The sequence below is a fragment of the Pseudomonas sp. P135 genome (assembly GCF_020312125.1).
In the GTDB taxonomy this organism is placed as follows: Bacteria; Pseudomonadota; Gammaproteobacteria; order Pseudomonadales; family Pseudomonadaceae; genus Aquipseudomonas; species Aquipseudomonas fragariae.
This window is the reverse complement of sequence record NZ_JAGPYR010000003.1, coordinates 391,702-416,172: the sequence shown is the minus strand read 5'-3', so window position 1 is coordinate 416,172 and position 24,471 is coordinate 391,702. Positions and strand designations below refer to the sequence as shown.

General features: G+C 59.2%; 21 protein-coding genes and 3 pseudogenes. 15 read left to right on the top strand and 9 right to left on the bottom strand.

All coding sequences use genetic code 11. The features are described from left to right. Window positions 1-81 precede the first annotated feature (81 nt). From KBY08_RS06680 to KBY08_RS06665, 4 genes are all read left to right on the top strand, one after another. Window positions 82-1,467: an MFS transporter gene (locus KBY08_RS06680; RefSeq protein WP_003431603.1), complete on the top strand. Its 1,386-nt coding sequence runs from the start codon at window positions 82-84 to the stop codon at window positions 1,465-1,467. Between the two features lie 10 nt (window positions 1,468-1,477). Next, window positions 1,478-3,031 (top strand): galactarate dehydratase, encoded by a 1,554-nt coding sequence (garD, locus tag KBY08_RS06675; RefSeq protein WP_003368648.1) that lies wholly within the window; start codon window positions 1,478-1,480, stop codon window positions 3,029-3,031. 243 nt (window positions 3,032-3,274) lie between these two features. Then, a complete protein-coding gene (locus tag KBY08_RS06670; protein ID WP_003400063.1) occupies window positions 3,275-3,514 on the top strand; it encodes a PLDc N-terminal domain-containing protein in 240 nt (79 codons plus the stop codon). Window positions 3,515-3,703: 189 nt separating this feature from the next. After that, window positions 3,704-3,898, top strand: coding sequence for a hypothetical protein (locus KBY08_RS06665; RefSeq protein WP_111522116.1), 195 nt, complete (start codon window positions 3,704-3,706; stop codon window positions 3,896-3,898). Between the two features lie 251 nt (window positions 3,899-4,149). Here KBY08_RS06665 and KBY08_RS06660 read toward each other — a convergent pair whose 3' ends face one another. From KBY08_RS06660 to KBY08_RS06650, 3 genes are all read right to left on the bottom strand, one after another. Beyond that, window positions 4,150-4,350 carry a hypothetical protein gene (locus tag KBY08_RS06660; RefSeq protein WP_003400066.1) on the bottom strand — a complete coding sequence of 67 codons (201 nt, stop codon included), beginning with the start codon at window positions 4,348-4,350 and terminating at the stop codon, window positions 4,150-4,152. Between the two features lie 220 nt (window positions 4,351-4,570). Next, on the bottom strand, window positions 4,571-5,356 hold the full coding sequence (locus KBY08_RS06655; RefSeq protein WP_011268904.1) for a sulfite exporter TauE/SafE family protein: 786 nt from the start codon (window positions 5,354-5,356) through the stop codon (window positions 4,571-4,573). Window positions 5,357-5,447: 91 nt separating this feature from the next. Next, the gene (locus KBY08_RS06650) at window positions 5,448-7,271 is read right to left on the bottom strand and encodes an EAL domain-containing protein (RefSeq protein WP_011268903.1); all 1,824 of its coding nucleotides are present in this window, start codon (window positions 7,269-7,271) and stop codon (window positions 5,448-5,450) included. A 362-nt stretch (window positions 7,272-7,633) separates the two neighbouring features. Here KBY08_RS06650 and KBY08_RS06645 point away from each other — a divergent pair, with 362 nt between their 5' ends. Next, window positions 7,634-8,089 (top strand): GNAT family N-acetyltransferase, encoded by a 456-nt coding sequence (locus KBY08_RS06645; protein ID WP_011268902.1) that lies wholly within the window; start codon window positions 7,634-7,636, stop codon window positions 8,087-8,089. A 13-nt stretch (window positions 8,090-8,102) separates the two neighbouring features. Here the strand turns inward: KBY08_RS06645 and KBY08_RS06640 are convergent, their stop codons facing one another. The 5 genes and pseudogenes from KBY08_RS06640 to KBY08_RS06625 form a co-directional block, all read right to left on the bottom strand. After that, window positions 8,103-8,603 (bottom strand): GAF domain-containing protein, encoded by a 501-nt coding sequence (locus KBY08_RS06640; protein WP_011268901.1) that lies wholly within the window; start codon window positions 8,601-8,603, stop codon window positions 8,103-8,105. Window positions 8,604-9,012: 409 nt separating this feature from the next. Then, a complete protein-coding gene (locus KBY08_RS26665) occupies window positions 9,013-9,801 on the bottom strand; it encodes a methyl-accepting chemotaxis protein (protein WP_371134825.1) in 789 nt (262 codons plus the stop codon). Window positions 9,802-9,870: 69 nt separating this feature from the next. Beyond that, a pseudogene (locus KBY08_RS26660) lies at window positions 9,871-10,638 on the bottom strand (MCP four helix bundle domain-containing protein); the annotation flags it as partial. Window positions 10,639-10,901: 263 nt separating this feature from the next. Then, window positions 10,902-11,825 carry a proline iminopeptidase-family hydrolase gene (locus KBY08_RS06630; protein ID WP_111522115.1) on the bottom strand — a complete coding sequence of 308 codons (924 nt, stop codon included), beginning with the start codon at window positions 11,823-11,825 and terminating at the stop codon, window positions 10,902-10,904. 95 nt (window positions 11,826-11,920) lie between these two features. Then, entirely contained in the window at window positions 11,921-12,685 is a 765-nt protein-coding gene (locus tag KBY08_RS06625) for a LuxR family transcriptional regulator (protein ID WP_024643150.1), read from the bottom strand. 183 nt (window positions 12,686-12,868) lie between these two features. Between KBY08_RS06625 and KBY08_RS06620 the strand changes: the two genes are divergently transcribed. The 9 genes and pseudogenes from KBY08_RS06620 to KBY08_RS26655 all read left to right on the top strand — a co-directional run. Further along, window positions 12,869-13,024, top strand: a complete 156-nt coding sequence (locus KBY08_RS06620) for a hypothetical protein (RefSeq protein ID WP_162887126.1) — start codon at window positions 12,869-12,871, stop codon at window positions 13,022-13,024. Next, window positions 13,024-13,971 (top strand): ABC transporter permease, encoded by a 948-nt coding sequence (locus tag KBY08_RS06615; RefSeq protein WP_024640295.1) that lies wholly within the window; start codon window positions 13,024-13,026, stop codon window positions 13,969-13,971. Before KBY08_RS06620 ends, KBY08_RS06615 begins: the two co-directional genes overlap by 1 nt. After that, window positions 13,968-14,831: an ABC transporter permease gene (locus tag KBY08_RS06610; RefSeq protein WP_024640294.1), complete on the top strand. Its 864-nt coding sequence runs from the start codon at window positions 13,968-13,970 to the stop codon at window positions 14,829-14,831. Before KBY08_RS06615 ends, KBY08_RS06610 begins: the two co-directional genes overlap by 4 nt. Further along, window positions 14,828-15,820, top strand: coding sequence for an ABC transporter ATP-binding protein (locus tag KBY08_RS06605; protein WP_024652655.1), 993 nt, complete (start codon window positions 14,828-14,830; stop codon window positions 15,818-15,820). The genes KBY08_RS06610 and KBY08_RS06605 overlap by 4 nt, the downstream gene beginning before the upstream one ends. Beyond that, on the top strand, window positions 15,817-16,797 hold the full coding sequence (locus KBY08_RS06600) for an ABC transporter ATP-binding protein (protein ID WP_096127371.1): 981 nt from the start codon (window positions 15,817-15,819) through the stop codon (window positions 16,795-16,797). Before KBY08_RS06605 ends, KBY08_RS06600 begins: the two co-directional genes overlap by 4 nt. Before the next feature lie 50 nt (window positions 16,798-16,847). Next, window positions 16,848-18,362: an ABC transporter substrate-binding protein gene (locus KBY08_RS06595; protein WP_096127370.1), complete on the top strand. Its 1,515-nt coding sequence runs from the start codon at window positions 16,848-16,850 to the stop codon at window positions 18,360-18,362. A gap of 166 nt (window positions 18,363-18,528) precedes the next feature. Next, window positions 18,529-19,707: a Na+/H+ antiporter NhaA gene (nhaA, locus tag KBY08_RS06590; RefSeq protein WP_111522114.1), complete on the top strand. Its 1,179-nt coding sequence runs from the start codon at window positions 18,529-18,531 to the stop codon at window positions 19,705-19,707. Between the two features lie 261 nt (window positions 19,708-19,968). After that, a pseudogene (locus tag KBY08_RS26480) lies at window positions 19,969-20,931 on the top strand (PAS domain-containing protein); the annotation flags it as partial. Further along, window positions 20,905-21,267 (top strand): annotated as a pseudogene (locus KBY08_RS26655) (methyl-accepting chemotaxis protein); the annotation flags it as partial. The pseudogenes KBY08_RS26480 and KBY08_RS26655, both read left to right, overlap by 27 nt. Before the next feature lie 90 nt (window positions 21,268-21,357). On the opposite strand, the gene katG reads toward KBY08_RS26655, so the two are convergent. Further along, window positions 21,358-23,628, bottom strand: coding sequence for a catalase/peroxidase HPI (gene katG, locus KBY08_RS06575; RefSeq protein ID WP_111522112.1), 2,271 nt, complete (start codon window positions 23,626-23,628; stop codon window positions 21,358-21,360). Window positions 23,629-24,019: 391 nt separating this feature from the next. Here katG and KBY08_RS06570 point away from each other — a divergent pair, with 391 nt between their 5' ends. Beyond that, on the top strand, window positions 24,020-24,457 hold the full coding sequence (locus tag KBY08_RS06570; RefSeq protein WP_111522111.1) for a GNAT family N-acetyltransferase: 438 nt from the start codon (window positions 24,020-24,022) through the stop codon (window positions 24,455-24,457). The last annotated feature ends 14 nt before the right edge of the window (window positions 24,458-24,471 follow it).

Genomic DNA, 24,471 nt, shown 5'->3' with positions numbered 1-24,471 from the left:
GTGACGCTGCCAAGGGGCCTGTAACGCTACACCCAAAAACAGCTTTACCCGCGTAAAAAAATAATCAGTGGGAGCTCTACCATGCAAAAGTCCAAGCCGACGCATGTCCGCTATTTGATCCTGTTGATGCTGTTTCTGGTCACCACGATCAACTACGCCGACCGCGCCACCATCGCTATCGCTGGTTCCAGCATTCAGAAAGACCTGGGCATCAGTGCCGTCACGCTGGGCTATATCTTCTCCGCATTCGGCTGGGCCTACGTGGCCGGTCAGATTCCCGGTGGCTGGCTGCTCGACCGATTCGGGTCGAAGAAAGTCTACGCCATGAGCATTTTCACCTGGTCGCTGTTCACTCTGCTGCAAGGCTATGTGGGCGAGTTTGGTGTCTCCACGGCCATCGTTGCGCTGTTCATGCTGCGCTTTCTGGTCGGTCTGGCCGAAGCGCCGTCCTTTCCGGGTAACGCGCGCATTGTCGCCGCCTGGTTCCCGACCGCCGAACGCGGCACCGCCTCGGCGATTTTCAACTCGGCGCAGTACTTCGCCACCGTGCTGTTCGCTCCGCTGATGGGGTGGATCGTCTACACCTACGGCTGGCAGCACGTGTTCGTCGTGATGGGCGCGTTCGGTATCGTGTTCTCCATGATCTGGATGAAGGTCATCTACGGCCCGCGCAACCACCCCATGATCAACGAGGCCGAACTGGAACACATTTCCAGCAATGGCGCGCTGGTCGATCTGGATCAGGACAAGGGTAAAGGCGCGCAAAAAACAGCCAGCAGCGGCCCCAAGTGGGATTACATCCGTCAGTTGCTGACCAACCGTATGATGCTGGGTATCTACCTCAGCCAGTACTGCATCAACGGCATCACCTACTTCTTCCTGACCTGGTTCCCGGTGTACCTGGTTCAGGAGCGCGGCATGACCATCCTCAAGGCCGGCATCATCGCGTCTCTGCCAGCGATCTGCGGCTTCATCGGCGGTGTGTTGGGTGGGATCATTTCCGACTACCTGCTGCGCAAGGGCCATTCGCTGACCTTTGCGCGCAAGGCGCCGATCATCGGCGGCCTGCTGCTGTCGACCTCGATCGTGACCTGCAACTACGTCGACATCGAATGGGTGGTCGTGGGCTTCATGGCCCTGGCATTCTTCGGCAAGGGCGTGGGCGCGCTGGGCTGGGCTGTGATGTCCGACGTGTCGCCCAAGCAGATCGCCGGTTTGAGCGGCGGCCTGTTCAACACCTTCGGTAACATTGCATCGATCACCACCCCGATCGTGATTGGCTACATCATCAGCAGCACCGGCTCGTTCAAATGGGCGCTGGTGTTCGTGGGCGCCAACGCGCTGCTGGCGGTGATCAGTTACATTTTCATCGTGGGTGAAATCAAGCGTGTGGAATTGAAAGAGCCGCCTGCCAAGGGGCCATTGCTGAACGACTCGGTCAGCGACCTTTCCGAAGCAAAATCCTGAGGAAACCGTGATGAACCTGATTCAACATGCCGATTCGCCACGCTATATCCGGCTGCATCCGCTGGATAACGTCGTGGTCGTGGTCAACGACCAGGGTGTGCCGGCCGGAACCGAATTCGACAACGGCCTGGTCACTGTCGATAACGTACCGCAGAGCCATAAGGTCAGTACCGTTGACCTGGCCGTGGGCGAGGCCGTGATTCGTTACGGCCACACCATCGGCTATGCACTGCAACCGATACCGCGCGGCAGTTGGGTCAGGGAAGACCAGTTGCGCATGCCTTCCGCGCCTGCGCTCGACAGCCTGCCGATGTCCGATGCCGTGCCGGAAAAGCAGGCCCCGCTCGAGGGTTACACCTTCGAAGGCTATCGCAACGCCGACGGCACCGTGGGCACTCGCAACATTCTCGGTATCACCACCACCGTGCAGTGCGTGACCGGTGTGCTCGACCATGCGGTCAAGCGCATCCGTGACGAGTTGTTGCCCAAGTACCCGAACGTCGACGACGTCGTGGCGCTGACCCACAGCTACGGCTGCGGCGTGGCGATCACTGCCACTGATGCTTACATCCCGATTCGTACGGTACGTAACCTGGCACGCAACCCGAATCTGGGCGGCGAGGCACTGGTGATCAGCCTGGGCTGTGAGAAGTTGCAGGCCGGGCAGGTCATGCATGAGGGCGACAGCTCGGTGGACCTCAGCGAACCCTGGCTATATCGCCTGCAGGACTCCAGCCACGGCTTCAACGAAATGATCGAACAGATCATGGAGCTGGCCGAGACGCGTTTGAAAAAGCTGGATTTGCGGCGTCGCGAGACGGTTCCCGCTTCGGAGCTGATTCTGGGCATGCAATGCGGCGGCAGTGATGCGTTTTCCGGCATTACCGCCAACCCGGCATTGGGTTACGCCTCGGACCTGCTGCTTCGCGCCGGTGCAACGGTGATGTTTTCCGAAGTGACCGAAGTGCGCGATGCCATCTACCTGCTGACTTCACGCGCACAGGATCAGGACGTCGCGCAGGCGCTGGTGCGGGAGATGGACTGGTACGACCGCTATCTGGCCAAAGGCGAGGCTGATCGCAGCGCCAACACCACGCCGGGCAACAAGAAGGGCGGGTTGTCGAACATCGTCGAGAAGTCTCTGGGATCGATCGTCAAGTCAGGCAGCAGTGCCATCAACGGCGTACTCGGCCCTGGCGAGCGGGTCAGCGGCAAGGGGTTGATCTTCTGCGCGACACCGGCCAGTGACTTCGTCTGCGGCACCTTGCAACTGGCTGCCGGCATGAACCTGCATGTATTCACCACCGGGCGCGGTACTCCGTATGGTCTGGCAATGGCGCCGGTAGTGAAGGTCTCGACCCGCACCGAACTGGCCCAGCGCTGGCCTGACCTGATCGATATAGATGCCGGGCGCATCGCGACCGGACGCGCGAGCATCGAGGATCTGGGCTGGGAGCTTTTCCACTTCTACCTGGACGTGGCCAGCGGCAAGAAGAAGACCTGGACCGAGCATTACCGGCTGCACAACGACATCACGCTCTTCAACCCGGCACCGATTACCTGACTGGAGTGGGACGCGGAGCGTCACGAACGGCATGCCCACGCTGGAGCGTGAGGAACGATATGTGGGTGAATACCCCTATCGTGCTCATGCTCTGCCTGGGCATGCCGTTCTGGACGCTCTGCGTCTGCGCTGAGCACCCGGTCACAATCCGAAATATTCTCTGAACTTTAAGGCTCTTTGTGACCTCTTCTACAGTAGGGCAGCCGGTCTGGCTGCCTTCGTTGATGGTGCAGGAGATTTCAAATGGGTTGGATATCGGAAAATCATTTGTGGTTGTTCGCAGCGCTGACCGCCCTGATCGTGATTTCGGACATCTGGGCAGTACTGCGTATTCGCAAGAGCAAGACACAATCCAGCAACAAGCTGATGTGGATCATTGTCGTTGTTGCCGTGCCAATCGTTGGCGTGCTGGCCCTGCTGGTTGCGGGTCCGCGTCATGTGGACACACCGGCAAGACCTGAGCAGCAAAACACCAAGTACTGACCCCGCTTTTCAAAAATACCCCGCCTGCGGGCGTGGGTATTTCCTCTTGTAGATCGCCCCTCCTGTTTTTTGACACCTTTGCTCACAAAGGTGAAATGCCGGCTGGCAAAAATAAAAATCTCTGCAATTCTTCTGCAATGGTGGGGTGTTTACATGCTTGCCATTCAGACCTGAACAAGGAGAACGCGTATGTCGATCATGACCAAGTGGGCATTACAGGCAGCTGCATTGTTTGTGCTGGGCTGGATGGCAATGTCGGTAGCGACCTGGAGCGATCACATTGCCAATGGCACCGGCAGTGATCGGCTGGCAGAGCTGAATACCGACGTATTGAGCAGCCAGGTGCTGGCAGTGTCATCGTCGCCCGGAGCGCGAGGCGAGTGATCCTGCCGGATCAGCGGGGGAGTACCGGCACTTTTCTGCAGGCAAAAAAATGGCCCACAACGTGGTGGGCCAAATGGGATTCATCAAAGGAGTAGGGTCAATTTACGCAGCCGGACGTGAAGGGGATGTGAAACGGATGTCATGGAATCGAGAAGTGGATCGATAATAAAGCGGCGTCATGACGGGGTGAAACAGCGTCGCCGGTTGCGTGGCAACGCTGTGTCGAATGATTCGCGGGGGATTGAGTCGGTCTAGCGGGCAATCGCCTGTACGCTTCTTTCAGGGACTGCGCGGTGTGCCAGATGCGGCAGCGAATGAGGCGCATCGATTCTGGATTTCATGCGGTCGGCAAATTCTCTGGCTTCCTGCCAGCTCCGGCATTTGACCGGGTAGTCGTCCAGTATTACAACCCAGGCATCGCCATATACACCTTCTTCAATTCGGATGAGCATTGTTGGCATCTCCTTTCAGTGAGGGTAAGTCTTTGCCGGGTCATCGGCGCTAGAGCAGACGCACGAAATCCTGCGCCGAAAATCGGTGTCTCGCTACAAAAAATTACAATTCCCCGATGAGCGCACACGGCCTGAAAGCAAACCGGCTCTGCAGCTTTCAAGGCTGTGTTCGTGGAGAAGCCTGACTCAGAAATGTGACAGGCTGATGGATAAGCGCCGATCAGAACGCCAGCTTGAAGCCGATCGTGCCCAGCATAATCGCCAGGAAGGGCCGTAGCAGGTCATCGGAGACACGACCGGCCATATGGCTGCCCAGGTAGATGCCGGGCAGTGAGCCCATCAACAGCCAGCCCAGCAACTCCCAGTTCATGTTGCCCATGCTCGCATGGCCAAGGCCTGCGACCAGCGTAAGAGGGACTGCGTGGGCGATCTCCGTACCCACCAGACGCCGGGTTGGCAGCAGTGGATAGAGGATGAACAACGCTACCGTGCCCAGCGCGCCCGCACCGATCGAGGTGAGTGCAACCATGGTGCCGAGAATCAGGCCGGTGATCACGGTCAATACCGTCAGGCTGGTGCCGCTGAAAAACGAGTAGCCGTCTTCGCGTCGGTGAGCGAAGGCCAGCAGTTTTTTCTTGAACAGGACGGCGAGGGCGGTGAGCAGCAGCACAAACCCCAGCGCCTGCTTGATGATCGCGTTGAGCGCTTCGGGAGCGGTATGCAGGGTGCTCAGAAACCACAGCGTCATGAGCACCGCCGGGACGCTGCCCAGGGTCAGCAGCCCGGTGACTTTCCAGTCGATGTTGTCGTTCTTGCGATGGACCAGAACCCCGCCGGATTTGGTAATCGCCGCGTACAGCAAGTCTGTGCCGACCGCCGTCGCCGGATTGATGCCGAACCACAACAGTATCGGCGTCATCAGCGAGCCGCCACCGACTCCGGTCATACCAACGATGAAACCGACTACCAGCCCTGCAATGACGAAACCCAGACCACCCGCTTCCATATCCAACCTTTTTCAAGCAAACGCATAGGCAAAAAGTGGCGGGCAGCATAACGGCTTGTGTGGTAAACGGTTATGAAGATGTGTTCTAAGGTTATAACCGTTTGTCGCGGACGACTGCCGCCTCTGCGGCTTGGGCAGCACTCTGCAGGCGTTGGTTCGGGCCGATCCAGTTCAGCAGCGCCTCGGCTTCCATGGGTTTGGCGATCAGGTAGCCCTGACCCTCATCGCAGCCCCATTGCTTGACCAGACAACGAATCTCGTCGGTTTCGATGCCCTCGGCCACGACGCAGTATCCGAGTTTCTTGGCCAGACCGATCAATGCCTTGACCAGACGCTGATCGGTCTTGTCGGACGCCAGATTGCGGATCAGCGACTGGTCGAGCTTGACCGTCGTCGCGGGCAGCTGCCGCAGGTAATTCCAGTTGCTGTAGCCCGTACCGAAGTCATCGATCGCCACATCCATGCCCATCTGACGCATGCGCTCCAGCTGATGGCGCACCTCTGCCGGGTTGTGCATCAACGCGCCTTCGGTGAACTCCAGCTCAAAGCGGGTAGGGTCTATCTTGTGCATGCCCAGCAGGCGGATCATCCGGTCGGTGAACGCCGGGCCGGTGAGGTCTTCGGGCGTCACGTTGATCGCAATACGGAAATCGAAGCCCTGCTGCTGCCAACGAGCGGCCTGCTCGATGGCACTGGTCAGCACCCAAAGGCTCAGCGGGCGCATCAGTGCGGTCTTCTCGGCCAGCGGCACGAACTCGGCCGGTCCGATGGCGCCGAGCGTCGGGTGATTCCAGCGCAGCAAGGCCTCTACCGACGTACACAGGCCGGAGTCGAGGTCGATGCGCGGTTGATAGACCAGACGCAGTTGATCATGAGCGTACACCGCTCTGGTCAACGAACTGAGCAGTTTGAAAGCGCGCTGCTGGGCAGCGTCGAAGTGCGGTTCATACATCGCCCAGCCGAGATCGCGGTCGCGGGCATCGTCGGCAGCGCTGATCACCATGCGCATCCAGTCCTGCTCTTCGACTGCACCCTGGTTCAGGGTCACGACGCCCAGACCGACCTGCATCTGTACCGGAATACCCCGGCACTCAACGGGTGTCTCGAAGTCTTTGAGGATGGTGCGAAACAGGTGCTCAGGCGTGCGGTCGCCCGCCAACAGAAAGCCGAATCGCGTAGGGCTGACCTTGTACAGGGAACAGGTCGGCGGCAGCAGGCACTCCAGGCGGCCCTTGATTGCCGTCACCAGGTCCTGGGAGAAGCTGTAACCCAGCGCCTTGACGATGTCGTTGAGGAACGCGGAGGTAATCATGTCCACCACGACCAGTTGATAATCGACACTGGATGCCACTGCCTGATGAATATCTTCCTGCAGGCGTGAACGGTTGTACAAGCCGGTGGGCTGGTCGATGAAGCAACTGAGCCTGAGGCCGACGATGCGCTTCATGACCAGCGACGCAAAGCGCTTGAGCATCTGCGTCTGGTATTCGCTCATCGGCTCGCGCGGCTTGGTGTCGATCACACACAGGCTGCCCAGGGCAATGCCATCATCGGTGATCAGTGGCGCGCCTGCGTAGTAGCGGATGTCTGGGTGGCCGGTCACCAGGCCGTTGTTCACGAAGCGCGCATCAAGCGTCGCGTCGGGAATCTCGAACAGCGTGTCGGAAAGGATGGTGTAGGCGCAGAAGGACACGTTACGTGGCGTTTCACGAGCTTTCAGGCCCACCCTGGCGCGGAAAAACTGACGGTGCTCATCGACGATCGAGATCAAGGCAATCGGCGCCTCGAAAAAAGCAGCGGTCATCGCGACGAGTTCATCGAATACGTCATCGGACGTATCCTCAAGCACGCACAGTTCCCGGATGCGCAACAGACGTTGCGTTTCATTCAGAGGGATGGGGGCACTGGCGTTCATGACGATTCTCAATGGGTACTCGATGATGACTATATGACATCACGAAACTCACTTTAACAGACGAAAAGATTCCGACCACAGCGGCGAGATCCCAATTAATCGGCCGCAGATCGGATTTTTTGAACGCTATCGTTGTTCAAGCCGCGCACGGCGAGGGGTTGACCTTTTATTTACGGTATCTTGCGAGCACTACCATTCGTCGACTGGACGGAAAAAAGTGAATCGAGCATCGTCCCGCAGGCTCTTTGTCTGCATTTCTTGCGTGCGCGGTGAGCACATCATTCATCGCATGGGTTTGTGTGTTGCTTGTCACTTTCGCTGGAAACGAGCTCACCCATAGCAATTTAGCCAGGAGGCACGTCATGAATATCGAGGTGCGACCCGCCCGCATAGCCGACGCCGATGCCATCAGTCGCGTGGTATTGGCGGCCTTGCGAATCAGTAATGCCAGGGATTATCCCGCCAGCGTGATCGAGCGCGTGCAATTGAGTTTCAGCCCGGCTGCGATCGAGCAGCTCATACAGCAGCGACGGGTATTCGTGGCGTCAGAGGGCAACGTGGTGGTGGGCACTGCCAGCCTGGAGGGGGAGGTGGTGCGCTCGGTGTTCGTCGACCCTGACCGCCATCGGCGGGGTGTCGGGCGTTTGTTGATGGCAGAACTGGAGCGCGTGGCCCGCAAGGCTGGCGCGGTGCGGATGGTTGTACCGTCATCCTTGACTGCGCAGGGGTTCTACTGGGCGCTGGGTTTCAACGTGGTGCGGGAGCATCTGGAGGGAGAGGAGCGTACGTTGATCATGGAGCGGCAACTGTGCGTCTGAGGCATTCCATGCCTTAAGCGGTAACTTCCTGCATTTCCTGCAGTTGATAGTGCGCGTACAGCGTGCTGGCGATCAGCGTGCAGAATACTTTCAGGGTATCGAGGGTATTGGCGTCATCGAGTGGCGCAGGCTTGGTATCCAGGCCGCACAGGGTGCCGAAGAAATCTCCGTTGGGAAAAATGATCGGCAACGAGAAGTAGCTCTGGAAACCGTACATTTTAGTAATGGGATGCTCTGCGTAGACGGGGTCGGTCGCGACTTCGTTGATTACGATAGGCTTGCGGTGCAGACGCAGCTCATTGCAGAACGTGGTCTCCAGCTTGAGCTGATGACCGGCTTCCAGCCCGAACTGGATTTCGTCGTAAACAGCGCATGCGGTCCAGCTGGCCTCGGTTACTTTGGCAATTGCCGCAAATCTTAGCCCGGTCAGCCGGGTTACCAGTCGTAAAAGACTGGAAGTGGCCTCGATTTCACTGATGACTGCCAGCTCTGCTGAAGTCAGGTTGTTGTTCAAAATTTGTCACCCTGGTCATAAAAAGCACTGATGCGGCCTTGGCAGTACGCCGGGCGCTGCCGATCCCGTGCAGGAAGTGATCGTGTCATACCTGATCGTGGCTTACATGAAATATCGTGTTGTTCACCGCCAACTATTGAATGAGTTTTATGCCCATGTCAACGTTGCGGGCTTTTTCAAATAGCCTGTGCTCATAAATAGGCCTTTATGGATCCTATTTCAACTAATGGAGGCAATGCGTCTGAAACGCTGTCAGCAGAGAGGCGCGGCTGACAGGTTTTGAAAGGAGGGCTGTCGGTAGGAGAAGCCATTGCCGGTTTTTTGCCGAAACTGCACTGACTCCATAAAAGAAGGGCAGCAGACGAATCTGCTGCCCTTGTGTCATGGCCGGTAGACGTGAAGGCCTGGATTACGTCTTGAAGCGCAGAACCAGATCATTCAGGTTGACCGCCAACTGCGAAAGTTCGGTACTGGCGATCAGGGTCTGCCGGGTGCCTTCGCTGCTCTGCACGGCCAGGTCGCGAATGCTGACCAGGCTTCTGTCGACATCGCGCGCTACATGCGCCTGCTGCTCGGACGCCGCCGCGATCTGCAGGTTACGGTTATTGATCTCGAGTACCGAGTCGGTGATCTGGCGCAGCGATTCGCCGGCATCTTCTGCGGTCTTGCGAGTGACGTGAACTTCCTGAGTGCTCTTGTGCATCGACTCGACGGTGGCGGAAGAGCCGGCCTGAATTGCCGAAATCATCTGCTCGACTTCCTGCGTGGACGTCTGTGTACGATGCGCCAGAGCCCGCACCTCATCGGCGACCACAGCAAAGCCGCGACCCTGTTCGCCGGCACGCGCAGCTTCGATGGCAGCATTGAGTGCCAGCAGGTTGGTCTGTTCGGCAATGCCGCGAATCACGCCCAGCACTTTGCTGATGTCCTGAGCCTGACCGGCCAGCGCAGTAACTTGCGCGGAAGACCCCTCGACCAGGCCTGTCAGGTTTTGCATGGCGGTCAGGGTTTCGTTAACACGCTGGTTACCCAGATCGGCGGAAAGGCTCGACTGTTGGGCGGCCTGCGAGGTCGACGTAGCATTACGAGCGACCTCTTCTACGGCAGCACTCATTTCGTTTACCGCAGTCGCTGCCTGCTCGATTTCGCTGTTCTGTTGCTGCAGAGTGCGGTCGGCGCTTTCGGTGATCGATGTCATCTCGACGGCGGCAGTGCTCAACTGCGCGGACGCGCCGGAAATTTCGTGAATGGTGGTGCGCAGGTTCCCCGACATGGTGTTCAGGGCCGTCATCAAGCGTGATGCTTCATCGCTGCCGCTAACGCTCAATTGCCGGGTCAGGTCACCGGCGGCGATGTCTTCCGCCAGTTTCAGCGAGGCGCTGATCGGGTCGACAATGCTGCGTGTCAGGGCAATCGCGAGTACCACGGTAAGCAGGAACGCTGCGATCAGCACAGTCATCAACACGTTGACGCTGTGGTCGTAGACTGCAGTGGCATCTTTACCGGAGACGACCGCTTCTTCAGCATTGTGCCCGCGTAGCGCAGTGAGTTTTTCCTGATAGGCAGCGGCCTTTAGGGCCTGTTCTCCGTTGGCAAGGGAGACCGCTCTTTCGTGATCAGCGCTGTCCAGTGCGACGACCTGTTTCAAGCCGTCAATGTAGACGCCCATCTTGTTATTGGCTTCTTCGAATTGCGCCCGGTCGGCTTCTCCCGACAGCAGGTGCTTCTGATAGAAGTCGCTGTTGGCACGTAGCGCCTCGATCGCTTCCCGTACCTTGGCTTCTGCGGTGGCGTGTACGGTCGGATCGTTGCTGGCAAGCATGCGGATGCTTTCCAGACGGGCGTGAAGCAGTGCGATCTGAATGTCGTCGACGACCTGAACGCTGGGCAGTGAGTTTTCTTCTATGTTCTGCTCGGCTACGCGCAGGTGGCCGATCTGTACGTAGGAGAAGGCACCCAGACCGATCAACAGCAAGGTAATGATGCCAAAACACAGGGAGGCCCTGCGTGAAATGCTTAACGATCTGAGGTTCATGGTTGCCTCCAGCGGCAAAACAGACGAAGGCCAATACTTTCCTTCCAGTAACTGGTTTTCTGCTGGAAACGAGAGAGCTTTAATGAATAGCGATGAAAGTTATTTCATGAAGTATTCACGTGTCGTTAGGCGACGTTAAGCAACGGTGTGCGTCGAAAAGTTCCAGTCGTACGACCAATAAAGTTAACTTTCGCTATTAGCGTTACTAAAGTATTAACTCTAATGACGTGGCTTCCCGGGGCGGATCAAATGAGGGCTTATGGTTAAGCCGCAAACTCGTTACCCGTAACGACCAGCTTGTCCAGAAAACCTGCGATGCATCCCATACAGGCCATTCGCTCCTCTACATGGGGCATGTGACTGGACTCTTCGAAGACAGACCAACTGATGTCGGGGACGTTATCCACATAGGGCTTCACGACCAGCGGTGTGGCTTCGTCGTACTTCCCGGAAATCAGTAAGGCAGGAACATTGATGAGCTCCAGGCGATCAACGATGGTCCAGTCCTTCATCGTGCCGATGACGTGAAACTCGGTAGGACCATTCATGGCGTGGTACACGGTCGGATCGGCGTCAATCGCGTCGAAGGTACGTTTTACCTCTTCCGGCCACGGTGTGATGCGGCAGACATGACGGTCATAGAATGCTCGCGAGGCTTTCAGGTATTCCGGGTCTTTCAATGTTCCCGCCTCTTCGTGCTTGAGCAACGCAGCCTGCACGTCGGCTGGCAGATCCTCGCGCAGCCGGTTGGCCTCGCTTACCCAAGTGAGCATGTCTGCGGGGGAATTGGCGATGATCAGTGCCTTCAGCCCTTTGGGCTGGCGCACGGCATGCTCTGCCGCCAGCATCCCGCCCCACGACTGGCCCAGCAATGCGTAGTTGTTTTTGATACTCAGGTGCGCAAGCAGATTGTCGAGTTCGCTCAGGAACAGATCGACCGTCCAGAAATCGCACCCCTTATGGGGCAGTCGAGTCGACTTTCCGTTACCCAACTGGTCGTAATGGATAACGGCCCGGCCAGTGCTGGCGATGTCCTTGAACGCATCGACGTAATCGTGCGTACAACCGGGGCCGCCGTGCAGAATGACCAGTGGTGTGCCGGGACCGTGCAGGTCGCCTGTGATGCGATACCACGTCTGATAGTCGCCAAAGGGCGCAAAACCTTCCTTGATCGTCATATCTGCCATGTCGCCGGTCCCTGCTGGATAGTTTGGGGGCACCATAGCGCGGCGTCTTGCGCCTCATAACTATAGAAAATGATAGGTTTTGGCCGATAATCCGGTCAGTGGTCGAGTAAACGGTAGTGAACGGCACGTACTACCGCCTGCACACGGTTTTTTGCCCCCAGCTTCTGCATGGCCGAATTCAGGTGCAAGGTCACCGTGGCGACAGAACGGTTGAGCTGATCGGCGATCTCCCTGGCCGTCAGGCCCTCGGCAGACCAGCTCAGGCATTCGCGCTCACGCGGGGTCAGCCTGATCGCATTGCATGAGCGTATTTTCTGGTCGAACAGCGGGTAGGCGACCTCCTGAAAGGCGTGAGCGAGCAGGCCGAACTCGGCGAGGCTCTGGCGGGCGTCCTCAAGGGCGACATCGCTGCCGTCCGCACACAGCCCGGTCAGCGTGGCGAAACCGCCCTTGGGCATGTGGATCGGCACCGTTACGCCACAGGTCATGTGTGAGTCATGCAGATAGCGCACCACCGGCTTGTGCATATCCGTGATGAAGGTTTTCAGCACCGTCTCGGCCCTGGGCTGGTATGACCATACAAACGGCGAGACGCTGGCGACGGCCAGGTGTTGCACCGGATCGATCTGGTAATAGCCCTGACTGCACCAAAGCGCGTGCCAGTCCGCAGGTGTATTGCGCAATGAAAGCAGCGACGGGGTGATCAGTGCTCCATCATGGGACACTGGCACCGGGCTGTAGTCGTAAATCACGGCATCGAATCCGAGATCCGATGCCAGCAGCAGCGCGCAATCCATTTGCTGATCCAGCGTAGATGCAGACTGCAGCCGCGAATTGAAATCCGACAACCTGATATGCATGGCATGACCTCCTTTGTCATTGAGCCGATGTAGGGCTCTAATATAGCAATTAGCAAGGACGGTGCCACGCGTGCGTCCAATCGGCTGCCAGTCCTGTAAAACCTATAAGAATTGCTAGCTGTCTGCGCTCGCCTTGCAGGATAGGGTTGATGCCATGAGCGTCGTCCGCAGAGGTGCAATGCAATGGGCTATGAACACAGGCCGGATGAGCTGAAAACAATCGAAGTCGACGGATGGTCAATGTTCGACTACAACGTTGCTCTGCCCTTTTACGTAGAGGGGGCGGCGGCGTACTTTCCGGTCCTGCTGAATTTTCTGTCACAGCATCGGGGCGTCTGATGAATCTGGGTCGTTATCGTTTTATTCTCCAGCGTCCGCTGCAGCTGCTGCCGGTGCTGTTCGGCATCAGCCTGGTCACCTTCATTCTGGTGCGTTCGATCCCCGGCGATCCGGCGCGCATGCTGCTGGGTTCGCGTTCCACACCACAGGCCCTGGCCAACATCCGCGCCCAGTATGGTCTGGATGAGCCTCTGTGGACACAGTACGTGTATTTCATGAAAAACCTGGTGCAGGGCGATATGGGCAAATCGCTGCTGTACAAGATAGACGTACTCAAGCTGATCAGCACACGGATCGAGCCCACCGTATTTCTGGTGTCGGGCAGCGTTCTGCTGGCGCTGCTGATTGCCGTGCCCCTGGCCACGCTCGCTGCGCGTAACAAAGGCAGTTGGAGCGACAACCTGATCCGCGTCTTTACCACCACCGGGCTGGGCATGCCGGCGTTCTGGCTGGGCATCATGCTGATCCTGCTGTTCAGTGTGCAGCTCGGCTGGTTTCCGGTGTCGGGCTACGGCAGCGACTGGCTGGACAAGGCCCATCACCTGGTGCTGCCCTGTCTGACCATCGCGCTGGCCCTGTCCGCGGTGCTGATTCGCAACCTGCGCGCGAGCATGCTCGTGGAGCTGCAAGCCGATCATGTGACGGCAGCCCGGGCGCGTGGCCTCAGTGAAGGGGCGCTGTTTCGGCGCCACGTGTTGCCCAATTCGCTGGTGCCCTCGATCAACCTGCTGGCGGTGAACATCGGCTGGCTGATCAGCGGCACCGTGGTGATCGAAAGCCTGTTTGCGATTCCCGGCATCGGTCAGCTGCTGGTGCGCGGGATCTTCAGCCGCGATTACATGGTGGTGCAGGGGGTGGCTATGGTGCTGGCCTGTGCCACGGTGATGGTGAACTTCCTCGCCGATGTGGCCACGGTAGCCATCGACCCGCGGGTAAATATCAAATGACCGTGGCCCATGCTGATCTTCGTCCGCACTGGCGTTCCCGGCTGCGTGTGCGTTTGCGCAACGGCCGGCTGGCGATGCTGCTGGGCGGTTCATTACTGGGGGGCTGGCTGATACTGGCGCTGTTTGCACCATGGCTGGCACCTTACGACCCCATCTATCAGAACACCGAGCTGCGCATGCTTGCCCCGCACCTCGCGCATCCGTTCGGCACCGACAATTTTGGTCGCGACATTCTGTCCAGGGTGATCTGGGCGGCACGCGTCGACCTGCAGATCTGCGTGATCGGGGTGATCTTCCCGTTCATGATCGGGACCTTCGTCGGCGCCTTGTCGGGCTACATCGGCGGACGTTTCGACAACCTGTGCATGCGCGTGATCGACATCGTGCTGGCATTCCCGTTTCTGGTGCTGATGCTGGCGATCATCGCGATTCTCGGGCCAGGCCTGGGCAGCTTCTACATTGCCATGGCACTGGTGGGCTGGGTGTCTTATGCGCGGCTGATCCGCTCACAGGTCCTGGTGCTCAAGGAAAGCGATTTCGCCCTGGCGGCCAAGAGCCTGGGCTTTGGTCACCTGCGTATCCTGTTCCGCCATCTGCTGCCCAACGCGATGTTCGGCTCGATTGTGTTTTCCATGTCTGACGCGGTTCTGGTGCTGCTCAGTGGCGCATCGGTCAGCTACCTGGGCCTGGGTGTGCAACCACCGATGGCGGAGTGGGGGACCATGGTCGCCGAAGGGCAGGCGTTCCTCACTTCTGCGTGGTGGATCTGCACCTTTCCGGGCCTGGCCATCGTGACCTTGGCCATGGGCTTCAGCCTGTTGGCGGACGGCGTCGCCGAAACCCTGGGAGAACGGCAATGAGTACGCCCGTGCTGCAGGTCAGCGAGATGAGCGTGGTGGCGAGCCATCGCGGCCGCGAAGTGACGCTGGTCGACCGGTTGTCGTTCGACCTGCACCAGGGCGAGATCCTCGGGCTGGTCGGTGAAAGCGGCTCTGGCAAGACCATGGCCTGCCGGGCGCTGATGCAATTGATGCCGTCGCCGGATCTGCACGTGCGTGGCGGCTCGGTACGGCTCAATGATGTCGACCTGTTGAAGCTGAGTGCCGCTGGAATGCGTGCCATGCGTGGGCGGCGGATCGGCATGATTTTCCAGAACCCCGCCAGCCATCTGGACCCGCTGATGCGTATCGGCGAGCAGATCGCCGAAGGTGTTCGTCTGCATCAGGGCGCATCGAAGCGTGAAGCCCGGGCGCAGGCGATCGATCTTTTGCGCCAGGTCGGTATTCCCGATCCGGCGTCCCGTGTGGATAACTTCCCCCATGAGTTTTCCGGTGGCATGCGCCAGCGCGCGATGATTGCCGTGGCACTGGGCTGTGGGCCGCAGGTCCTGATTGCCGACGAGCCGACGACTGCGCTGGATGTGACGGTGCAGGCGCAAATCCTGCGTCTGTTGCTGGACCTGCGCGATCGTCACGGGCTGTCGTTGATCATGATCACCCACGATCTCGGCGTGGTGGCGCAAACCTGCGACTCGATTGCGGTGATGTACGCCGGTCGCCTGTGTGAGCACGGCAGCAAGCGCGATGTGCTCGCCCGCGCACGTCATCCTTACACCCACGGTCTGATCGAATGCCAGCCCGCCAGCAGCGCGGGCAGCGAACTGCTACGGACCATTCCCGGCCAGCCGCCCTTGCTCGACGCACTGCCCGGCGGCTGCCGTTTCCATGCCCGCTGCAGTCATGCAGGAGCAGACTGTCCTGACAGGCTACCGCTGATGCGGCCGATGGGCGTTGCCCATGCGGCGGCCTGTCACTACCCGTTGGTGCAATCGCGGGAGGCCGTCTCATGAGCGGCCCAATACTGCTGAACGTCAATGATCTGGTGGTGCGCTTCCCGGCACCCGGCTCGGGTTTCATGGGCCTCAACAAGCGTTGGGTGCATGCCGTCAACGGTGTGTCACTGAGCATTTGCGCGGGTGAAACGCTGGGGCTGGTCGGCGAGTCCGGCAGCGGCAAGAGCACGCTGGGCCGCGCCATTCTGCGCCTGAATGACATTACCTCCGGGCAGATCGTCTTCGATGACGTCGACATGGCCCAGGGCAGCGGTATCAATCTGCAACGCCTGCGCAGCGAAACCGCGATGGTCTTTCAGGACCCGTCCTCTTCGCTCAATCCGCGCATGACCATCGGTGCGACGCTGGCCGAGGTGCTTGCCGTGCAGCGCAAGGTCGCCACTTCCGACATTCCGGCGCGGGTCACCGAGCTGCTCGACATGGTCGGTCTGCGGCCCGAATTTGCCGAACGCAAGCCGGGTGCCTTGAGCGGCGGACAATGTCAGCGTGTCGGTATCGCTCGCGCGCTGGCCATCGAGCCACGGCTGATCATTGCCGACGAATGCGTGGCGGCGCTGGACGTTTCGATTCAGGGGCAGATCATCAACCTGCTGCTGGAGCTGCGCCAGCGCATGAACCTGGCGATTCTGTTCATCGCCCATGACCTGGCCATCGTGCGTCGCCTGTGTGATCGGGTGGCGGTGATGTACCTGGGCAGAATCGTTGAAGAAGGCCCGGTCGAGGATGTCTTTGTTTCGCCGCGCCACCCCTATACCGCGGCGCTGATTCAGGCGATTCCGGAAATCGATCCGGATCGTCCTTTGTCCGGCGAGCCGTTGCAGGGTGAGCCGCCAAGCCCCCTGAATTTACCCGACGGCTGCGCGTTTCATCCGCGTTGCCGGTTTGCCAGGCCGACCTGCTCCAGCGTCGCGCCACCGACCCGGCATGTCGGCCAGCAGCGCTACGACTGCGTGCTGGAAGCCCCGGTTTTTTGATCTCAACCTGTAACGACATCTGTCCCGACATCGACAAGGAGTTCATGCGTATGAAAGCTCGACCAATGAAAATGCTGACCGTCGCCATGCTGGCGGCCTGTTCCCTGGCGGCGGGCGTGGCCGAAGCTGCGGGCGTGCTGACCATCGGCCGTCGTGAGGATGGCACCACGTTCGACCCGATCAAAAGTGCGCAGAACATCGACAACTGGGTGTTTTCCAACGTTTACGACGTGCTGATCCGGGTCGACGACAAAGGCACCAAGCTGGTGCCGGGGCTGGCGGAAAGCTGGTCGATCTCGCCTGACGGGCTGACCTACACGCTCAAGATGCGTCCGGCCAAATTCTCCGATGGCTCGGACCTGACGGCCAGTGACGCGGTGTTCAGCCTGCTGCGAATCCGCGACGACAAGGGTTCACTGTGGAGCGATTCCTACAAGATTATCGACAAGGCCATCGCGACAGATCCGCATACGCTGGTGATCACGCTGAAGAATCCTTCGGCCTCGTTCCTCTCGCAACTGGCCCTGCCCAACGTGTCGATTCTCTCCGAGAAAGCCATGAAGAGCATGGGCGAAGAGGCGTATGCCGAGCAGCCTGTCAGCTCCGGCGCATTTACCGTGAAGGAATGGCGGCGCGGTGACCGGGTGATTCTGGCGAAGAACCCCAACTTCTGGGAAGCACCGAGCGTGAGCCTGGACGGGGTCGAGTGGATCTCGGTGCCGGACGATAACACCCGCACGCTCATGGTCCAGAAGGGCGAGCTCGATGCTGCGATATGGATACCGTTCTCGCGCATCGAAAATCTGCAGAAGGACCCCGATCTGGTGGTCCATCTCGACCCCTCCACCCGTGAAGATCATCTGCTGATCAACCACGAACACGGCGCATTGGCCAAGCCTGAAGTGCGCCAGGCGCTGGACATGGCCATCGACAAGAAATCGCTGGTCGATGCCGCCACCTTCGGGCTGGGCACCGTGGCCAATTCCTACATTCCTAAAGGCGCGCTGTACCACTACGCCGACAACCTGCAACGCCCTTATGACCCGGTGAAGGCCAGACAGATGCTGGCGGACGCCGGTGCGTCTGACCTGAAACTCAATTACGTGGTCAACGCGGGCAACGAGGTCGACGAGCAAATCGCGGTCATGCTGCAACAGCAACTGGCCAAGGTCGGCGTGACCACAACGCTGCAGAAAGTCGACCCGAGCCAGAGCTGGGACATGTTGATTGCCGGTGACTACGACATCTCCGTGATGTACTGGACCAACGACATCCTCGACCCGGACCAGAAGACCACCTTCGTGCTCGGCCACGACACCAACAATAACTACATGACCCGTTACAAGAACGACAAGGTCAAGGAGCTGGTCGCTGCCGCACGGGTCGAGATGGACCCGAAAAAGCGTGAGCAGATGTACATCGACCTGCAGAAAATGGCCAAGGCGGACGTCAACTGGATCGACCTCTACTACAGTCCCTACATCAGCGTGTCGCGCAAGAACATCGAGCACTTCGGCCAGAACCCGCTGGGCCGCTTTACGCTCGAAGAAACGGTCAAGAACTGAGATGAGCAGGGCGCCTGTCTGAACGGCAGGCGCTATTCAGCAACGCTTTCCGATGCCTATTCGGCCGGGAAACGTTAATTTGTATCCTCAGGTTTACCAGGCCTTTGACAGGTTCTGCCGGTGGTAAAATTGCGGCCTTTTTGCGCTGTACCCCCGCGGAGCTGTCATGCACAAACCCACCCCTCGTACCGAATCTCCGAATGCACTAGCGTTCATCACGCGTTTCTTCGCTGCTGAATCCGCTGGCGGGCTGGTGTTGATGGCAGCCGCGCTGGCGGCCCTGATCGTTGCCAACTCACCGCTGGCCGACAGCTACTTCGCCGCGCTGCACGCAGTGTTCGCCGGTTTGTCGGTTTCGCACTGGATCAACGACGGTCTGATGGCGATCTTCTTCATGCTCGTCGGCCTGGAGATCAAGCGCGAGGTGCTCGCCGGTCAGCTTGCCTCCTGGAGCCAGAGAGCCTTGCCGGGCTTTGCGGCGCTTGGCGGCATGCTGGTTCCGGCGCTGATCTACGTGGCCTTCAACTGGGGGCGGCCAGACACCATCGGCGGCTGGGCCATTCCGGCAGCGACCGATATCGCGTTCGCCCTGGGTGTGCTGTCACTGCTGGGCAAGCGCGTGCCGCTGTCGCTGAAGATCTTCCTGTCGGCACTGGCGATTCTCGATGATCTCGGCGCGGTGCTGATCATCGCGCTGTTCTACACCAGCGATCTTTCCATTCCCATGCTGCTCGCAGCGCTGGGCTCCATCGCCGTGCTCGTCGCGCTGAATCGTCTGGGCGTTAAAAAACTGCTGCCTTACCTGGTTGTAGGCGCGCTGCTGTGGTTCTTCATGCTCCAGTCCGGTATCCACGCCACCCTCGCGGGCGTCGCGCTGGCGCTGTGCATCCCGCTGGGCAAACCCGATGAGGAGGCTCGCTCGCCGCTGCTGCACCTGGAAGAAAAGCTGCACCCGTGGGTGGCGTTTGCCGTCGTACCGATCTTCGGTTTTGCCAACGCTGGCGTGTCACTGTCAGGCATTACCGCCGACACGCTCGTGGACCCGGTCCCGCTCGGCGTTGCGCTAGGACTGCTGGTCGGCAAACAGGTCGGCATATTCGCCATGGCCGCGCTGGCGATTCGCGCTGGCCTGGCGCGCTTGCCGGATGGCAGCAACTGGGGCCAGCTTTATGGCGTTGCAGCCTTGTGTGGTATCGGCTTCACCATGAGCCTGTTCATTGGCGCACTGGCCTTCCCGGGCGCGCCGGAACTGGTCGATGAGGTCAAGGTGGGCGTGCTGATCGGTTCGGTGTTGTCGGCTGTGCTGGGTGTGGTGGTGTTGCGCAGGTTTGCGCAGCGGGGGTGAAGTTGCAGTAGTCCTTGGCACGATAGTTACAAGATTATCGTTCCTCACGCTCCAGCGTGGGAATGCCGTTCTGGACGCTCCGCGTCCGGGTAGCGGAGTCGGTGGCAGGGCGCAAACCGATCAGCAGGCCGTGAAGTTGATTCTGGATCGGATGTCCATGATCTGATCGCAATCCGACATACAGAAACCTCACGGCATGTCGATAAAGAAGTGACATGCCAGGGACTCGGCAAATCCGACTTTATTTTGAGAGCCCACAGCATGCTTCACCTGTTCAGCCCCCGTCGTGACAAAAAGGCCCTTCAGCAACTTATTTCCTCGCTCAAGGGCGGCACTGAGCCCGCGGTAGGGGGATGTGCTGAAAAAAGTGCGGTACTGGAATGCTGGAGCTCGCTGAGCACCCAGCGTCGTCTCGACGAGCAACGTATTGCCGCGCTTGAGCAAGAACTGGAAACCGCCCGCCATCTGTTGGGCGAAGCCTCTGCTTCGGCTGCCGCTTATGAAACCCGCTTTGATCTGGTCAACCGTGCGTCAAGTGAAGGCCTCTGGGACATGGAGGTGGTCGCGGGCGATCCGGTCAATCCGAACAATCGATTCTGGTGGTCGCAGCAATTTCGCACATTGCTCGGTTTCAACGACGAGCGCGATTTCCCCAACGTACTGGCGAGCTGGGCAGACCGGCTTCATCCTCAAGATAAACAAGCCTCGCTGGACGCATTTGCCAAACACCTGAATGACCGTTCCGGCAACACGCCGTATCGGATCAAGAATCGTCTGGCGATGAAGGACGGCACCTACCGCTGGTTCTATGCCCAGGGCGAAACATTAAGGGATGCGCGCGGAACGCCGCTGCGGGTCGCCGGTTCTCTTCGGGATATTCACGACGAGCTTGAGCGTGATCTTGAACACGATGTGATCATTACTCGCTTCGAACTCGCTCGGGAAATGCTCTCCGACGGTCTTTGGGACATGGAAGTCATTGCCGGTGACCCGGTCAATGCGCGCAATCCTTTCTGGTGGTCCCCCCAGTTCAGGCGCCTGCTGGGTTTTGAAACGGTCGAAGAGTTTCCTGACGTACTGGATAGCTGGGCGTCACGGCTGCACCCTGAAGACAAGGAGCGCAGTCTGACGGCATTCGGTGCGCACTTGAATGACCGGACTGGCAAGACGCCGTTCGATATCGAGTACCGCCTGAAGATGAAAACCGGCGAGTACCGCTGGTTCCGTGCGCGCGGCCAGACTCGGCGCAATCCCGAAGGTGTTCCGCTGAGGGTGGTCGGTGCGTTGGTGGATGTGCATTTGAAACATGAGCAGGACGCTCTTCGCGATACCGAAGCACAGCATCAGAAAAACCTGGAAGAGAACATCGCTCAACTGACCCAGATAGTTGGCACTATCCAGAGCATTGCCAGCCAGACCAACCTTCTGGCGCTCAATGCGGCAATCGAGGCTGCGCGCGCCGGTGAGGCAGGGCGGGGCTTTGCGGTTGTGGCGGATGAAGTCCGCAAGCTGGCGACCAGAACGACCGAAGCGACGGAGCAGGCGGCAAGCATGATGAGCCGCTGATAAAACCAGCGTTCGCTGGTTGATAGCGGCAAAAAAAACGCCTCCGCAAGGGAGGCGTTTTTTCAACTCAGCACATCAGATACATCAGGCCTGGTCGAAGCGGTCCAGGTTCATCACCTTGGTCCAGACTGCCACGAAGTCTTTGACGAACTTCTCGTGTGCATCCGAGCTGCCATACACTTCGGAAATCGCACGCAGTTGAGCATGCGAGCCGAAGACCAGATCGACACGGGTGCCGGTCCATTTCACTGCGCCAGTCTTGCGGTCACGGGCTTCGAACGTATCGGTGCCACCCGCAGTCGCTTTCCACTCCACGCCCATGTCCAGCAGGTTCTTGAAGAAGTCGTTGGTCAGGGTGCCCGGCTGATCAGTGAAGACGCCATGCTTGCTCTGTCCGACGTTGATGTTCAAGACTCGCAGGCCGCCCAGCAGTACAGTCATTTCCGGTGCAGTCAGGGTCAGCAGTTGCGCCTTGTCGACCAGCAACGATTCTGCCGAGACCTTGTAATGCCCCTTCTGGTAATTGCGGAAACCATCAGCGATCGGCTCGAGGAAGCTGAACGACTCAACATCGGTCTGCTCCTGAGACGCATCGGCACGGCCCGGTGCGAACGGAACGGTGACGTGCTGGCCTGCATTTTTTGCAGCCTGCTCGACACCTGCGTTACCGGCCAGGACGATCAGGTCGGCGATTGAAACCTTCTTGCCGCCCGACTGAGCTGCGTTGAATTCGCTCTGAATACCTTCAAGGGTCTTCAGCACGCCTGCCAGTTGCTCAGGCTGGTTGACTGCCCAATCCTTCTGCGGAGCCAGACGCAGACGGCCGCCGTTGGCACCACCGCGCTTGTCCGAGCCACGGAAGGTAGAAGCTGCCGCCCAGGCCGTCGACACCAGCTGCGAGACCGAAAGGCCCGAAGCGAGAATCTTGGCCTTGAGTGTGGCCACATCCTGATCATCCACCAACGCATGATCAACGCTTGGAATCGGGTCTTGCCACAGCAGCTCTTCGGCCGGTGTTTCCGGGCCGAGGTAGCGGGCAAGCGGGCCCATGTCACGGTGAGTCAGCTTGAACCAGGCGCGGGCGAACGCGTCGGCCAGTTGCTCAGGGTTGTTCAGGAAGCGACGGGAGATCTGCTCGTAAGCCGGATCGAAGCGCAGCGCCAGGTCAGAGGTCAGCATGCTTGGTGCATGACGCTTGGATGGATCGTGGGCATCCGGAATCTTGCCGGCGCCTGCGCCGTTCTTCGGCGTCCATTGATGCGCGCCTGCCGGGCTCTTGGTCAGTTCCCATTCGAAGCCAAAGAGGTTTTCGAGGTACTCGTTGCTCCATTTGGTTGGCGTCGAAGTCCAGGTCACTTCCAGGCCGCTGGTAATGGTGTCGCCACCCTTGCCGCTGCCGAATTTGTTTCTCCAGCCAAGACCCTGTTCTTCCAGGCCGGCTGCTTCAGGCTCCGGACCAACGTTGTCGGCAGGGCCGGCACCGTGGGTCTTGCCGAAGGCGTGGCCACCGGCGATCAGCGCCACGGTCTCTTCGTCATTCATCGCCATGCGACCGAAGGTTTCACGGATATCCCTTGCCGAAGCAACCGGGTCCGGCACACCTTCAGGGCCTTCAGGGTTCACGTAGATCAAGCCCATCTGCACGGCGGCAAGCGGGTTTTCCAGATTGCGTTCGCCACTGGCGGTACGGCTTTCTTCGTTGGCGTGATTCTCCGGCTCGGCCACCAGCGTGCCGTCGCCCGGTTGCTGCATTTTCTTCTGCGCGCCGTAGCGTTCTTCACCACCCAGCCAGGTGGTCTCGGAACCCCAGTACACGTCCTCTTCCGGTTCCCAGACATCCGCGCGACCACCGGAGAAACCGAAGGTCTTGAAGCCCATGGATTCGAGCGCGACGTTACCGGTCAGCACGATCAGGTCAGCCCAGGAGATCTTGCGGCCGTACTTCTGCTTGACCGGCCAGATGAGGCGGCGAGCCTTGTCCAGGCTGACGTTGTCGGGCCAACTGTTGAGCGGCGCAAAACGTTGCTGACCGGCACCTGCACCGCCACGACCATCGCCTGTCCGGTAAGTACCGGCGCTGTGCCAGGCCATACGGATGAACAGCGGGCCATAGTGGCCGAAGTCTGCCGGCCACCAGTCCTGGGACTGGGTCATGACGTTACGCAGGTCCTGTTTGACCGCTTCGATGTCAAGGCTCTTGAACTCCTTGGCATAGTCGAAATTCTCGCCCATCGGGTCGGAGAGCGTGGAATGCTGATGCAGAATTTTCAGGTTCAGCTGCTTGGGCCACCAGTCACGGTTGGTGGTGCCGCCGCCGGCAGCGTGGTTGAAGGGGCATTTCGATTCAGTTGACATGCTTGATACACCTTTTTGTCATTTGCATCCGGCCATCCAGTCCACTCGTGGGACCTCAGACAATGATGACGGAACTCAACAGCACTGGGTTCATGCCGGCCGCTCGGTGAACGATCAGGCCAGCTCTACAGATACGCGGCACAGCGATCGTCAGATTGCTGCGAGCCGAGCCCACAACGTGCATAGCAGACTTGAGCTCATTGTTATCTCCTTATCAGGGTGAAACCGCACGACTTTCGCCGATGCTTATGCAGATTAGCCTTCTTCACGAAGATTTCTAATAGAAAGAACATTACGGGGCGATAGGCAGACTCTGGCAGCGCTGTCATCAAGGCATCAAGCGGCTCTGCTAATCTGCTCAGCCCATGAGACCGCAGGCCTGGCTTATCCCATGATCACGATTCGCAGCATGACCCTGGACGACTACGATGCGGTCATCGAACTGATGCGCAGCACGCCAGGCATCTCCCTGCGCGACGCCGATTCGCGCGAAGCGACCGCTCGCTACCTCGAACGCAACCCCGGCATGAGCTTCGTCGCCGAGGCGGACGGCACCTTGTGCGGCTGCGTGATGTGCGGGCATGACGGGAGACGCGGTTATCTGCAGCATCTGATCGTGCTGCCCGAGTATCGCCGGCGGGGGATTGCCCATGAGCTGGTCGAACGCTGTCTCGAGTGTCTGGAGGCGCTGGGTATTTACAAGTGTCACCTGGACGTCATGAAGAGTAATGAAGCGGCCGGACGTTATTGGCAGGGGCAGGGGCAGGGATGGACATTGCGGGAGGATATCGATCGGTATTCGAAGGTGCGGCGGGGCGGGAATGTTTGAAGGGGAAGACGGGT

Bases quoted from the DNA above. Each gene is read 5' to 3' on its own strand.
- KBY08_RS06665 (WP_111522116.1), top strand. From the start codon at position 3,704: ATGTCGATCATGACCAAGTGGGCATTACAGGCAGCTGCATTGTTTGTG.
- KBY08_RS26665 (WP_371134825.1), bottom strand. From the start codon at position 9,801: ATGACATCGATCACCGAAAGCGCCGACCGCACTCTGCAGCAACAGAAC.
- KBY08_RS06595 (WP_096127370.1), top strand. From the start codon at position 16,848: ATGAAAGCTCGACCAATGAAAATGCTGACCGTCGCCATGCTGGCGGCC.
- KBY08_RS06600 (WP_096127371.1), top strand. From the start codon at position 15,817: ATGAGCGGCCCAATACTGCTGAACGTCAATGATCTGGTGGTGCGCTTC.
- KBY08_RS06655 (WP_011268904.1), bottom strand. From the start codon at position 5,356: ATGGAAGCGGGTGGTCTGGGTTTCGTCATTGCAGGGCTGGTAGTCGGT.
- KBY08_RS06670 (WP_003400063.1), top strand. From the start codon at position 3,275: ATGGGTTGGATATCGGAAAATCATTTGTGGTTGTTCGCAGCGCTGACC.
- KBY08_RS06680 (WP_003431603.1), top strand. From the start codon at position 82: ATGCAAAAGTCCAAGCCGACGCATGTCCGCTATTTGATCCTGTTGATG.
- KBY08_RS06650 (WP_011268903.1), bottom strand. From the start codon at position 7,271: ATGAACGCCAGTGCCCCCATCCCTCTGAATGAAACGCAACGTCTGTTG.
- nhaA (WP_111522114.1), top strand. From the start codon at position 18,529: ATGCACAAACCCACCCCTCGTACCGAATCTCCGAATGCACTAGCGTTC.
- KBY08_RS06620 (WP_162887126.1), top strand. From the start codon at position 12,869: ATGGGCTATGAACACAGGCCGGATGAGCTGAAAACAATCGAAGTCGAC.
- KBY08_RS06625 (WP_024643150.1), bottom strand. From the start codon at position 12,685: ATGCATATCAGGTTGTCGGATTTCAATTCGCGGCTGCAGTCTGCATCT.
- KBY08_RS06660 (WP_003400066.1), bottom strand. From the start codon at position 4,350: ATGCTCATCCGAATTGAAGAAGGTGTATATGGCGATGCCTGGGTTGTA.
- KBY08_RS06615 (WP_024640295.1), top strand. From the start codon at position 13,024: ATGAATCTGGGTCGTTATCGTTTTATTCTCCAGCGTCCGCTGCAGCTG.
- KBY08_RS06645 (WP_011268902.1), top strand. From the start codon at position 7,634: ATGAATATCGAGGTGCGACCCGCCCGCATAGCCGACGCCGATGCCATC.
- KBY08_RS06610 (WP_024640294.1), top strand. From the start codon at position 13,968: ATGACCGTGGCCCATGCTGATCTTCGTCCGCACTGGCGTTCCCGGCTG.
- katG (WP_111522112.1), bottom strand. From the start codon at position 23,628: ATGTCAACTGAATCGAAATGCCCCTTCAACCACGCTGCCGGCGGCGGC.
- KBY08_RS06570 (WP_111522111.1), top strand. From the start codon at position 24,020: ATGATCACGATTCGCAGCATGACCCTGGACGACTACGATGCGGTCATC.
- KBY08_RS06630 (WP_111522115.1), bottom strand. From the start codon at position 11,825: ATGGCAGATATGACGATCAAGGAAGGTTTTGCGCCCTTTGGCGACTAT.
- garD (WP_003368648.1), top strand. From the start codon at position 1,478: ATGAACCTGATTCAACATGCCGATTCGCCACGCTATATCCGGCTGCAT.
- KBY08_RS06605 (WP_024652655.1), top strand. From the start codon at position 14,828: ATGAGTACGCCCGTGCTGCAGGTCAGCGAGATGAGCGTGGTGGCGAGC.